The organism is Pseudomonas fluorescens (assembly GCF_018614655.1).
Taxonomy (GTDB): Bacteria; Pseudomonadota; Gammaproteobacteria; order Pseudomonadales; family Pseudomonadaceae; genus Aquipseudomonas; species Aquipseudomonas fluorescens_BX.
Map to the genome: position 1 here is coordinate 58,597 of NZ_JAGGOG010000010.1, position 12,782 is coordinate 71,378.

Sequence of the window (12,782 nt, forward strand, 5' to 3'; positions counted from 1 at the left end):
GTTTGGTGCGGCATTCCGACGAAGCAGACCCCGAGGGCGGTCCTGCGGACACGCATCGCAGCCTCGTGCCTCGGCAGCGGCTACAGAAAGCCAGGTCGTCGAAGTTGTGCAGATACCTCTGCCTTGGAAGCGGTCAGCCACGCCATACCGGGTTGCAATCACCGTCAATCGCCCAGTGAGGTTGCCCGGGTTGGATGCAAACGCCACCCACCCAGCGTTCATGTGTTGCGTGATCCGGCCAATAAGCGGTTCCGTCCAGGACTTGCCGGCCTAGCGCAGTCAACGCCAGCAACCGCCCAGGCCACCCCAGATGAGGGTCTGACTCCGTCAACAACGGCGTCGCACCATCGATCAGCGGCCGCATCAGCGCGTGAAACATCAAATCCCCCAAATAAGGCAACGGTTCACGCTTGGCCATCAGCTCGGCAAACACCCTGGCGAATGCCACCGGGCCAGCCTCGGCGATGTAGTGCAAGGCCAGGCGTTCGGTCAGTGACAAGCCGTCTTGGGCCCCCGGCAGTTCCTGTAACTGCCTCCGGAGTGCCGGGGCCAGAAACGGCAACGACGTGTAGGTGCCCTGGGCGATCTGCGCCAGATTGACCGGCGAACTGTCGCAATAGGCCAACCATGCCCGGCGTGCCAACTGCAGCATTGGCTCGTCAACCAATCGACGCTGGGGCCATAACCAGGCCAATACTTCGGGCGCCAGTTGGCCAATACCGATGAAGCGTTGCACCCCGGGTATACGGTCGACTTCTATCAGTTCGAGCTTGCGGGGCAGGTGTTCAAGACCGGCCAGCGCGCGGATCAGGAACAACTGATCATAAGCGTCCGCTTCGCACCACAGTACGCTGTGTTCCGCGCTGTTCAGTTGCTCAAGGTTGTTGTATTCATCCTCATGTCGACGGGCCACTTGCATGAGGTCCATTGTAAAAACCTGGCTGATGTAGCGGCTTCGAACGGCCTGGTATTGCTCGGCAGGCAACGACTGGACGGGCCCCATGCATAACGGGTCGGTCAGCATCTGAAAGCGCCCTTTGAAACCGGCCAGTTGCAGGCTGTGGGCAATATCGTTGCCGCACCGCCAGTGGGTGGTCCGGGCTTCATCGCTGGCCTCGAAACCTGGATGGCGTGACGCGAAGTCGACTGCATCCACATGAGCCTTGAGTTTCGGCCAACTGCTGAAACCCAACTGCCTGGCGATCAGCCATTGGGCATCGGACAAGGTCGGGGTACCGCTGGGGATCAGGGAAAGCTGATCGCCGGCGGCGCCATTTTTCATGCGCAGCAGAAGTTCCTTGGCGCGTTTACGCTGCTGCTCAAGGTTGATGCGGCCGTTATGGGACGATGACGTGGGATGTTGCGACATACGATCTCCTTGCACAAACCTTGTCCGCTTTAAGGTTGGGAGTCGTAGTAATGTGATGTTTACTCAAGGTCTTGGGCGCAGCCCTTTCCGCGGATGGTGGCGTAGATGACGCCTTGCGGGGGAATATAGGCAGTCGCGTATTTGATTGCAAGCCGTTCCAGAGGACCGCGTCCATGACGGGCATTGATTACCCATTGATTGAAACCAAGGCACTCACCCGCATGGATGAGCGTCGCCAGGTTCAGTTGTTGCAGACCACCGACTTCGCGTTGCATGGCGCAGACCGTATCTCGATCACCGGCGCGTCCGGCTCCGGCAAAAGTGTGTTCCTGCGGGCGCTTGCCTTGCTGGACGCACCGACCTCGGGCGAAATCCTCTGGCATAACCAGCCTGTTCCCAACGCGCAAATACCCAGGTACCGCAGTCGGATCTGCTACCTCTCGCAACGGCCGGCGTTGCTCGAAGGCACGGTGGAAGACAACCTGCGCTTTCCCTACACCCTCAAGACCTGGCAGCATTTGAGTTTTGATCTGGACGCGGTAAAGACATTGCTGGCCCACGCGGGAAAAGCGCCGGACTTTTTATCGAAAAGCGCGGGTGACTTGTCGGGAGGTGAGTCGCAGATTGCCTCGCTGATCCGCACCCTCCAACTCGAGCCGGATGTGCTGCTGTTGGACGAACCCACCGCCGCCCTCGACCCTGCATCCTCCCGTGACGTCGAGGCCCTGATCAACGCCTGGTTCGCCAAGGGCTCGGCCCATGCCTACCTCTGGGTGTCCCACGACCATGAGCAAGCCCAACGCATGAGTCGCACTTGGCTGCACATGGACGCTGGCGTGCTGAGCGGAGGTGTCCAGCGATGAACTATCAAAACCTGTCGGCCCTGGACATGGGCATCGCCGCCTCGTTGATACTGATCAATGGCGCGCTGTCGCTGCTGTTGCGACTGGGTCTTGAGCGCCAGTTGATCTGGGCCGCCGTCCGCACCGTGGTGCAACTGCTGGCGATTGGTTACCTGCTGGGGTGGGTGTTCGAATTCGCCTACTGGTATGTGGTGCTGCCGCTGATGTGCCTGATGACCTTGATCGCCGGCATCTCGGCCGCCGGGCGCGGCAAGCGCACGTATGCGGGGCAGCGCGCCGACAGTATTGTTTCGGTGTGGGGCAGTTCCTGGCTGGTGACGGCCGTGGGCTTGTTCGCGATTATCCGTATCCATCCCTGGTATGAACCGCAGTATGCGATCCCCATTCTCGGGATGATCCTCGGCAACACGCTGACCGGCGTCTCCCTGGGCATCGAGCGTATGACCCAGGAACTGACGACGGGGCGCAACAACATCGAGATGATCCTGGCCCTGGGTGGCTCACGCTGGGAGGCAGCGCAGGATGCCATCCGCCAGGCCGTGCGTGCGGGGATGATCCCGACCCTGAACCAGATGGCCGTGGTGGGTATTGTCAGCTTGCCGGGCATGATGACCGGCCAGGTCCTGGCGGGAGAAAGTCCGGTGGACGCGGTGCGTTACCAGATCGTGATCATGTTCCTGATTGCCGCGTCGTCGGCATTGGGCACGGTAGGTGCCGTGTTGCTCACCTACCGTCGGCTGTTTTCTGCCGGGCACCGTTTCTTGCGTTACCGGCTTGAAGAGCGCAGTTGAGCGATCATCACCGTAGATGCCGTGAATCGAGATTGAAGCTGAGGCGTTAAGACTCAATACCGAATCATCACCGACTTCAACTCGGTGTAATCCTCAATAAATGCCCCACCAAACTCACGGCCTACCCCCGAGGATTTACTGCCCCCAAACGGCACCGCCGGGTCGAGCATCGTGTGCATGTTCACCCACACGGTGCCGGCGTTGATCGCCGGCACCATGCGCAAGGCCTTGCCCAGGTCGTTGGTCCACAGGCTGGCGCTCAGGCCGTAGGGTGTGTTGTTCATCAGGTCCAGCAATTCGTCTTCGCTGTCGTAAGGAAAGAACGTGGCGATAGGGCCGAAGGTTTCCTCGTTGAGCAGGGTGTCGTTGACGGTCTTGGCGAGGATCACCGTGGGCTCGACGTAGCAGCCGGGCCGGTCCATCCGTTGGCCGCCATGAATGATCGTATTGTTTTCGGCGCGGGCGGTGTCGAAGAAACTTTCAAGTTTCAACTGGTGCTGGCGGTTGGTCACTGGGCCGAACTCGGTGCGCTCGTCCAGGGGGGAGCCGATGTTCAGTTTGCTCAAGCGCTGGGCCAATTTGTCCATGACGTGCTCAATCTGCGAGCGATGGACAAAGAAGCGCTCGGCCGCCGCACAGATTTGCCCTGAATGCAGGAAGCCGGCTTCGATGATGCCGTTGACGGCCTTGTCCAGGTCCATGTCCCGCAGGAAGCCGGCTGCATTTTTGCCCCCCAGTTCCAGGGTGGCTCGGGTCAATCCGGCACCCATCGCACTGCGGCCCACGGCGATGCCTGTCGGTACCGAGCCGGTGAACGACACCTTGTGGGTGCCCGGGTGCTCGATCAGGCCTTTGCCCACATGGCCTGCACCGGTCAGGACGTTCAGTACGCCAGCCGGCAGCCCGGCCTCGATGGCCAGTTCGGCGATGCGCAGGATGGTCAGCGGTGTGAACTCGCTGGGCTTGATGATGATGCTGCAGCCGGTCACCAGCGCCGAGGCGAGTTTCCAGATGGCGATCATGGTGGAGAAGTTCCACGGCACGATGCCCGCTACCACGCCGACCGGTTCGCGCAAGGTGAACGCGGTATAGCGTTCGCCGGCAAAGGAGGGCAGCGACGGGGTGATGGTCTGGCCACTGATCTTGGTGGCCCAGCCAGCGTAATAGCGCAGGAAGTGTGCGGCCTGGTCGACTTCAAAGGCGCGGGCAATCTGGATGATCTTGCCTGATTGGCAAGTCTCGATCTGCGCCAGTTCTTCGCGGTGCTGCTCCAGCAGGTCCGCCAGTTTCAGCAGCACGTTACCGCGCAGTGCCGGTGCGGCCTGGGCCCATTGTTTGAAGCCGCGATTGGCTGACGCCACCGCCGCATCAATATCGGCAGGATCAGCATCGGCAACCTGAGCGATGACCTTGCCGGTGGCGGGATTGATCACTTCCAGGGTCTGGCTCGAATGACTCTCGACGTAGCCGCCATCGATAAACAACCCATGGTTTCGACTGAGGAAGGCTTCGACTTGAGGTAGCAGTGGAATATCGCTCATGGGCGTTCCTGAGGGCAGAGGGAAAACCCGAGGTTAACCAACGCAGGTCATTGCGGCTTGACTGTACCTGCCAGGATTCATGCCTGTGGCTGACATCGCGATGCATCAGATAAACCGCCCGTAGCAGTTGTCGAGCCCCAGCGAGGCTACGTAGGCCACACCACAAACAGAAAGCCAAACGCCCGACGGCCCCAAAGCCCATCACCAAGAATCGGGTCGCCCCCTACGCAGCCTCGCTGGGGCTCGACAGCTGCTACGCAACTCCAGGCTCGAGGTGTGTGGATACCCATGACGTCTATGGAAAGTACAATCTTGGCTGTGGAACGTGCATTTTCTGCCTTGGGAGAGCATCCCATACTGGCCCTGCATCCCGCGCCGCTCCTCGATAAGAAGCGCCAGCCGGACATCCAATAATAAGCAGGGCCGTCCATGAAAAAGCCAAACCCGCTTCTTGAAGACCTCAAGTCCATCCTGCCGGCCATCGCCGCCAATGCTTCGCGCGCCGAACAGGAGCGCAAGGTGCCCGACGAGAATATCGTGCTGCTTAAAAGCATTGGTTTGCACCGTGCCTTTCAGCCGAAGCCGTTCGGTGGCATAGAGTTGTCGTTGCCGCAGTTTGCCGACTGCATTGCCTTGCTGGCCGGGTCCTGTGCCAGCACTGCCTGGGCGATGAGCTTGCTGTGTACCCACAGCCATCAACTGGCCCTGTTCTCGGCCACCTTGCAGCAAGAAGTCTGGGGCCATGACCCGGATGCCACTGCGAGTAGCAGTATTGCGCCGTTCGGTCGTACCGAGGAGGGCGAAGGCGGTGTGTACTTCAGAGGAGAAATGGGCTGGAGCAGCGGCTGCGACCACGGCGAGTGGGCGATTGTCGGGTTCCGCCGGCCAAACGCCGAAGGCACCCAGGATTACTGCTTTGCGGTATTGCCGCGCAGCGACTACCAGATTCGTGACGACTGGTTCGCCGCCGGCATGAAAGGCAGCGGTACCAAGACCTTGATCATCGACAACGCCTGGGTGCCGGAGCACCGCATCCAGAAAGCCAAGGACATGATGGAAGGCCAGTCGGCAGGCTTTGGTCTTTACCCCGACAGCAAGATTTTCTACTCGCCTTACCGGCCGTATTTCGCCAGCGGGTTCTCCACCGTCAGCCTTGGCGTGGCCGAGCGGATGCTTGAGGTGTTCCGCGAAAAAACCAAAACCCGCGTACGTGCCTATACCGGTGCCGCCGTCGGCGCAGCGACCCCAGCGTTGATGCGCCTGGCCGAATCCACCCATCAAGTGGCCGCCGCGCGGGCCTTTCTGGAAAAAACCTGGCAGGAGCATGCCGACCATAGCGCCGAGCAACGCTATCCCCGCCGCGAAACCCTGGCCTTCTGGCGCACCAACCAGGCCTACGCCACCAAAATGTGCATCCAGGCGGTGGACCGGCTGTTCGAGGCCGCCGGTGGCAATGCCTGGTTCGAGCACAACGAAATGCAACGCCTGTTTCGCGATTCTCACATGACCGGTGCCCATGCCTACACCGACTACGACGTCTGCGCGCAGATCCTCGGCCGTGAGCTGATGGGGCTGGAACCGGACCCGAGCATGGTGTGAGCCAACCCTTGATAACAACAATCAGGGCGGCGCTTGAACGCCGTCCGGGAGTCTTGCATGTCTGATCACAGCGCTTGCGCCACCTTCGATCCTCGGGCCTTTCGCCGGGCCTTGGGCAATTTCGCCACCGGCGTCACGGTGGTCACCGCGGCCACCGCTTCGGGGCGCAAAGTGGGCGTCACGGCCAACAGCTTCAACTCGGTGTCCCTCGACCCGCCGCTGGTGCTGTGGAGCATCGACAAACGCTCCAACAGCCACGCAGTGTTTGAAGAGGCCAGCCATTTTGCGGTCAACGTGTTGGCGGCGGATCAGGTCGACCTGTCGAATAATTTCGCGCGGCCCAAGGAAGATCGCTTCGCCCTGATCGAGTACGCGCCGGGCGAGGGCGGCTCGCCGGTATTTGCCGATTGCTCGGCGGTGTTTCACTGCGAGAAATACCAGCAGGTGGACGGCGGCGATCACTGGATCATGATCGGCAGGGTTGTGGCGTTTGACGATTTCGGCCGTTCGCCGTTGCTCTATCACCAGGGTGCCTACGCGCAGATCCAGGCGCTCCCGTAACCTGTAGCCGCTGTCGAGGTACGAGGCTGCGATGGGTTTGGTGCGGCATTCCGACGAAGCGACCCCCGAGGGTGGTCCTGCGGACACACATCGCAGCCTCGTACCTCGGCAGCGGCTACAGGTGTTGAGATGTTGAGATGTTATGGGGCTCAGAAGGGCACGGCCACCACCAACTGGCTGTAGACGTTGGTGCCGTTACCACCGACCTGGTTGCCGCCGTTGTCCTGGTCCTTGTTCGGCTTGTACAGGCCCAGCAGCGGGGTGACGATCAGGTGATCATTCACCACCCATTCGGCATACAGGTCCAGTTCACGGCCATCGAGATCCGGCATGCCGTTCTTGCTCAGGGTCTTGTAGTCGAAGAACAGCGCGCCGACGGTCACGTTGTCCAGCGGCTTGACCTTGAGTGCCACGTGCTGGACTGCCGTGTTGCTGTTGTACGGACCTGAGTAGTTGCCGGCCACTTCACCCTGGACCCAGGTACCATAGCCACGGTTAAACCCGGAGAACATCGCGTCCCAGTTTTTTGAATAGCGGCTGTAGCGATAGGTCAGGTCGGGTGACAACGGCAGGTGGGCAAAGGTGTAGCCACCTTCGGCGTACCAGGCGTTTTCTTGGCCTGCATCCTTGTCCTGCCGGGCATATTCGAAGGAAAAGTGTGCGTTTTCGATCCCCGCATTACCGACGCCGCGCAAGCTGTAGAGGTTCATGCCCTTGCGTTGTTTTTGCAGGTCATTGGCAAAACGCTCATCGACGTCGATGCCATGGATGTAGGTCAACCCCAACGTGCCCGGTGCGGTGGTGTATTCCAGGGTACCGGCGGCCATTTCGGTGTTGGCCTGGGCGCGGTTGTCGGACTTGATCCACATCAGGCTGCCATGCACGCCGTCCTTGCCGCCCAAGCGCACCACGGCGGTCTGGTCGAAGGCATGGCGCGCCGCGATGTAATAGGCGCCGCCACGGTTGAACTCGCCGTCTGCCACACCGTTGCCCAGGTTGGGGCCGTCATCGTTGATGATGAAACCGTCCCCCAAGGTGATGATCTGACGGCCGAACGACAGGTCGACGCCATCCTTGCCCAACGCCGGAAACAGATCGCCGGAGCGCCAGCCAGCGAAGGCTTCGTCGAACTGGGTGGTGCGCTCGGTGCCGTTGGTGACCCGCGACGCATCGCCATCGCCCCAGGTGCCGGAACTCACCAGATTAGCGGTGCCGTAGACGCTGCCCAGTGCGCCCAGGGTCTGGTCGACGCTCAAACCGTACTTGATAAAGCTTTCGCGCCAGGTGGAACCGCCGGGGCTGCCCTCGTAGTTCTTGCGGCTGTTGAACATCCCGTAGACCGCCAGGAAGTTACCGGTGACCTGGGTGTCTTCGTCGGCGTACAGTTCGACCGCATGGGCCGAAGACTCGGCGATCAACAGTGCGACGCCCAGGCCGACGGCCTTGTGCAGCCTGTGGGTTTTCAGTGTGTGCTCCATTGTTATAGTCCCCAACATGGTGAATTGAGGGCGCATTAGGGCGAGCAGGGCAGGGGGAAGTCTTTCACCTGCGTGCCAGGCAATTGACCCTGGCCGCCAGCGAACGGGTCGTGGCAGGGAGCAACAAAACCGGCGGCAGACATGGGCAAGACGAGCAGGTCGGGCGGGGTGCACAGTGCCCTCACTCTAAAAATCCGTTTTCGAGGATCTGCACCATGTCGATCAATGACCGACTTACCGCGCACTTGAACCGTGGCACGGTGGGCTTTCCCACCGCCCTTGCCAGCACCATCGGCCTGATCATGGCCAGCCCGGTGATTCTCACGGCGACCATGGGCTTCGGCATCGGCGGCAGCGCCTTTGCCCTGGCCATGCTGATTGCGGTGGTGATGATGCTGGCCCAGGCGACCACTTTCGCCGAGGCGGCCTCGATCCTGCCTACCACCGGTTCGGTCTACGACTACATCAACTGCGGCATGGGGCGTTTCTTTGCGATCACCGGCACGTTGTCGGCTTACTTGATCGTGCATGTATTTGCCGGTACTGCCGAAACCATCCTCGCCGGCGTCATGGCACTGGTGAACTTCGAACACCTCAACACCCTGGCTGAGTCGGCTGGCGGGTCGTGGTTGCTGGGGGTGGGTTTCGTGATTGTGTTCGGCATTCTGAATGCCTTCGGTGTCAGTGCCTTTGGCCGTGCGGAGATCATCCTGACCTTCGGTATGTGGACCACCTTGATGGTGTTTGGCGTGCTGGGATTGATTGCGGCGCCGGCAGTGCAACTGGACGGTTGGTTCGGCGAATCACTGGTGGGCACCGACCTGATCACCGTGCTGTCACTGGTGGGCATGGCGATGTTCATGTTCGTCGGTTGTGAGTTCGTCACGCCCCTGGCGCCGGACCTGCGCAACTCGGCGAAGGTCATGCCCAGGGCAATGATGCTCGGTTTGCTGGGGGTGGCGAGCTGCATGTTCATCTACGGCGCGGCGATGAAACGCCAAGTGGAAAACGTGGTGCTCGACGCCGCCACGGGCGTGCATTTGCTGGACACGCCCATGGCGATTCCGAAGTTCGCCGAACAGGTGATGGGCCAGATTGGCCCGATCTGGCTGGGCATCGGCTTCTTGTTTGCCGGCGCGGCCACCATCAACACCTTGATGGCCGGTGTGCCACGGATTCTCTATGGCATGGCGGTGGATGGCGCGTTGCCCAAGGTCTTCACCTACCTGCACCCACGCTTCAAGACGCCGTTGCTGTGCATCCTGGTGGCGATGCTGATTCCGTGCCTGCACGCGCTGTACCTTGGAGGCAACCCTGACAACATCATGCACTTGGTGCTGGCGGCCGTGTGTGCCTGGAGCTTTGCGTATCTGCTGGTGACGTTGTCGGTGGTGATCCTGCGCATTCGCCGTCCCGACCTGCCACGGGCCTACCGTTCGCCGTGGTTTCCGCTGCCGCAGATTCTGTCGAGCATCGGCATTCTGCTGGGCATGTGGTTTATCACGCCGCCGGGGATGAATCCTGCAGATATCTACGTGCCGTTCGGGGTGATGCTCGGGTGTACGGCGGCGTACGCGCTGTTCTGGACGTTGGTGGTACAGAAGGTCAATCCATTCAAGCCGGCCTCTGTGGAAGAGGTGTTGGCCAAGGAGTTTTGCAATGAGCCGGGGCATTCTCACGACGCTTACATCGACCATGCTGCAAAAGCTGTCTGAGCTGTTCAGTGCCCAGCGTGCTCCGGCAGGTTACCGACCGGGGGTGACGCTTGGGCACTTACGCCGCAACCTTGGATTGGCGTGTTTTGAGTTGACCACACCGACCCTGGCGCAGGCTTGCCTGGACGATGGGAGCCTGCAACTGGAGATCATCGAATGCACCGAATCGCAGTTGTTGATGCACTTGGTCATGACTGAGTTCGTCCTGCGCGTGCCTGCCTCCAGAGAGGGCGCTGCACGCTTCGAACTGCACCATGGCGGGGCTATTCGACGCACCGGTATTCACTGTCGGCAACGCGCGGGAGACGCGGGATTATTGGCCGAGCTACAGGCCGGTTTGCAGGCCGACAGCCCTTTACATCACGCGCTGATGCCCCTCGACTTCAAGCGCCTGCGCATTGACCTGGAAGGACGCCAATGGTGCGTACGCCTGGAGCATATGGGCGGCAGCGAGGTGGTCAATCGTATGCCGGCCTTTCGGCGCTACATCGCCCTCAGCGGTGAACAGCGCAACCACCTGCTGGCAGCGTTGACAGGATTGCAGCGGGTCTTGCACACACTCTGATTGGCATCATTAGTGCTTCTACCTTGGCGGACAGGTACTTGTTGCGCGCATATAGATAACATGTTAACTATTGCCCGACAAAAACAAAAAAAGCCACTGTGGAGACACCCCATGAACAACCAACAGCTGACCCAAGACGGCCTGGCAACCTGGACCCGGGATCTGCGCGCGGTGTGTGGTCACTTCGACACGGAACTGGCCTTCAATCGCTCGCTGTTTATCGGCGAGGTCTGCACCCTTTCCAGAGGCGGCTTGCCTCTGGCCAGCCTGCGTACCAACGCAGGCCTGATCAAGCGCAAAACCCCTAATCCTGACCACGACAATGACCAGGATTGCTTCCTGGTCAGCCAGCGCAGCGGTTACTCCCAGATCATCCAGAACGGCCAATGCATCCAACTGGCTCCCGGCGAGATGCTGCTGATGGACTCGACGGGCTCCATTGAAATCACCCCGTTCGGCCTGATCGAACATGCCTCGCTGTCGCTGCCACGCCATGAAGTGTGCAAGCAACTGGGTAGCCAGGCCTTGACGTTCGGCAAGGTATCGTCAAGCAAGGCCTGTGGGCGGATGCTTCATGTATTGATGGATCAATTGTGCAAGGACAGCCAGGAAGGCGAGGGCGTCGTAGGTGAAGTCGAGGCCTTGCAGAGTGCGTTTGTCTCGCTGCTGGGCTCGGCCATGGAACAGGAAGATGAAGGGCGAGACGATATGACCTCGTTGCAGGGCAGCAACCTGCGCAGCTATGTGCAGAAGGTCATTGAAGAATCCCTCACCCAACCCGGACTGAGCCCGGTGGGGTTGGCCAACCGATTGAATATCTCGGTGCGGCATTTGTATCGGTTGTTTGAAGAGCAGGATGACAGCGTGTGCCGTTATATCCAGCGGGCACGGTTAAAGCGCAGTGCTGATGATTTGACTAATCCGTTTTTGAAGAGTGAGTCGATTACTTCGATTGCTTATAAATGGGGGTTTACGGATTCGGCGCATTTTAGTCGGTCGTTCAAGAAGCAGTTTGAGGTGTCGCCGAAGGATTTTCGGTCGAGTCGGTTGTAGTTGGCTGGTTGGGGGATCGAGGTTAAAGGAGGGTCGATGGGCGACTCTCCGCGACGATTTTTTTCCAGTGCTTAAAGGCCCGGTTCGGTACGGATAGCCGATTCCATTAAAGTGAGTCTGCCCAGCGCGTGCAAAAATCATGCTGTTCTTGGATGTCGTTGGTTAGGTCGTTTTCTTCGTAATTGAATATATGGACTAATTCACCATTCGGCTGTCCCATTGTAAGCTCGTAGGCAACAAGGCCATTTGACATGTGTGATGACATTCCAGAAGTGTGAACATTGATTTTGGCACCCTTACACAAGAATTTAATATCTTTAAGATCCATTCTTGCCAAGCCAAAACTATCGTATAGGTCTTGGGCCGTATAAGATTTTTTGTAACCGTCACTCAGCGAGATGGTTAGGGTTGGCTTTCCGCCCTCGTATTCAATTATTGCGCTTTCACGCTTGTTATTTTTGATAATGGTAATTTCACGTGATTTCATGGGTATTCTCTATTAGGGTTTAATAACGTGTATCCCTTGTAGGTCCCGTCTTCATTGACTGGCGAGGCTCCTAGAATATCTTTGGTATCAATGCGCCCTGGGATAGCAATTTCTAATTCATTCTTGTGTTTAGAACGTGTGCCCAGTTCTTTGTTTACATCTCTGCCCGGAATTTTTTTAAGCGTATAAAGAAAGCCCTCCTCGAATCCAAAATTTGAGGCAAATACTAGTGCTTGCTTGCTAGAGGTGGAAGTTGGAATAAATTTGCTAGGAGGGCTAGCGTTGTTTAAAGAGTGTAGATAAAGGTCTGTACTCTCTCCTCTGCTTTCAAATCCATCTCTAAAGATCTCATCCGGCTCTCTTGAGTCTCCACGGTATAGATAGCTTGGTTTTCTCGCTGGTTTTGGAGCAGAGGGGGAGCCCCTATCAACTTTTACCTGCTCGGTTGGGTTTTCAGTTCCAGATTTCGGCTTACACCCATCCCCACCCGGACACCGATTCAACCCTAACGGATCCACCCACCCCGTCGGGTTGGGCACGTACTGGTATCCGTTCAGCCCACCCGCCAGTTTCACTGGATCGGGGGTCAGGTAGCGGCCGTTGTCCGGATTGTAGTAGCGATGGCGGTTGTAGTGCAGCCCGCTTTCCGGGTCGAAGTATTGGCCCTGGAAGCGCAGCGGGTTGGTGACGGTGTTGACATCGAACCGGGCGATTTGGCCGTAGGCGCGGTAATGCGCGGACCAGACGATTTCGCCGTCGG

Annotated in this window: 11 protein-coding genes and 1 pseudogene; 7 read left to right on the forward strand and 5 right to left on the reverse strand. The window is 59.2% G+C overall.

Annotated features, from left to right (window positions below; genetic code table 11):
• Nucleotides 1-133: 133 nt before the first annotated feature.
• Complete coding sequence (locus J7E41_RS10305) at nt 134-1,369, reverse strand: DUF1835 domain-containing protein (protein WP_214992375.1); 1,236 nt, start codon at nt 1,367-1,369, stop codon at nt 134-136.
• Between the two features lie 173 nt (nt 1,370-1,542).
• Between J7E41_RS10305 and J7E41_RS10310 the strand changes: the two genes are divergently transcribed.
• Nucleotides 1,543-2,232 (forward strand): ABC transporter ATP-binding protein, encoded by a 690-nt coding sequence (locus J7E41_RS10310; RefSeq protein WP_251029439.1) that lies wholly within the window; start codon nt 1,543-1,545, stop codon nt 2,230-2,232.
• Complete coding sequence (locus J7E41_RS10315; RefSeq protein ID WP_214992378.1) at nt 2,229-3,023, forward strand: ABC transporter permease; 795 nt, start codon at nt 2,229-2,231, stop codon at nt 3,021-3,023. Before J7E41_RS10310 ends, J7E41_RS10315 begins: the two co-directional genes overlap by 4 nt.
• Before the next feature lie 53 nt (nt 3,024-3,076).
• Here J7E41_RS10315 and J7E41_RS10320 read toward each other — a convergent pair whose 3' ends face one another.
• The gene (locus tag J7E41_RS10320) at nt 3,077-4,564 is read right to left on the reverse strand and encodes an aldehyde dehydrogenase family protein (protein ID WP_214992380.1); all 1,488 of its coding nucleotides are present in this window, start codon (nt 4,562-4,564) and stop codon (nt 3,077-3,079) included.
• A gap of 429 nt (nt 4,565-4,993) precedes the next feature.
• Between J7E41_RS10320 and J7E41_RS10325 the strand changes: the two genes are divergently transcribed.
• A complete protein-coding gene (locus J7E41_RS10325; protein ID WP_214992382.1) occupies nt 4,994-6,163 on the forward strand; it encodes a p-hydroxyphenylacetate 3-hydroxylase oxygenase component in 1,170 nt (389 codons plus the stop codon).
• A gap of 57 nt (nt 6,164-6,220) precedes the next feature.
• Nucleotides 6,221-6,709, forward strand: a pseudogene (locus tag J7E41_RS10330) (flavin reductase family protein); the annotation flags it as partial.
• Between the two features lie 164 nt (nt 6,710-6,873).
• Here the strand turns inward: J7E41_RS10330 and J7E41_RS10335 are convergent.
• A complete protein-coding gene (locus tag J7E41_RS10335) occupies nt 6,874-8,202 on the reverse strand; it encodes an alginate export family protein (protein WP_214992384.1) in 1,329 nt (442 codons plus the stop codon).
• A gap of 215 nt (nt 8,203-8,417) precedes the next feature.
• On the opposite strand from J7E41_RS10335, the gene J7E41_RS10340 reads away from it, so the two are divergent.
• From J7E41_RS10340 to feaR, 3 genes are all read left to right on the forward strand, one after another.
• Entirely contained in the window at nt 8,418-9,917 is a 1,500-nt protein-coding gene (locus tag J7E41_RS10340; RefSeq protein ID WP_214992386.1) for an APC family permease, read from the forward strand.
• Nucleotides 9,898-10,482, forward strand: coding sequence for a DUF3156 family protein (locus tag J7E41_RS10345; RefSeq protein ID WP_214992404.1), 585 nt, complete (start codon nt 9,898-9,900; stop codon nt 10,480-10,482). The genes J7E41_RS10340 and J7E41_RS10345 overlap by 20 nt, the downstream gene beginning before the upstream one ends.
• A gap of 111 nt (nt 10,483-10,593) precedes the next feature.
• Nucleotides 10,594-11,535: a transcriptional regulator FeaR gene (gene feaR / locus J7E41_RS10350; protein ID WP_214992388.1), complete on the forward strand. Its 942-nt coding sequence runs from the start codon at nt 10,594-10,596 to the stop codon at nt 11,533-11,535.
• 106 nt (nt 11,536-11,641) lie between these two features.
• Here the strand turns inward: feaR and J7E41_RS10355 are convergent, their stop codons facing one another.
• Together J7E41_RS10355 and J7E41_RS10360 are read right to left on the reverse strand one after the other, a co-directional pair.
• Nucleotides 11,642-12,022 (reverse strand): hypothetical protein, encoded by a 381-nt coding sequence (locus J7E41_RS10355; RefSeq protein WP_214992391.1) that lies wholly within the window; start codon nt 12,020-12,022, stop codon nt 11,642-11,644.
• Nucleotides 12,019-12,782, reverse strand: a 764-nt coding sequence (locus J7E41_RS10360) for an RHS repeat-associated core domain-containing protein (RefSeq protein ID WP_285229495.1), incomplete at its 5' end; no start/stop codon positions are given. The genes J7E41_RS10355 and J7E41_RS10360, both read right to left, overlap by 4 nt.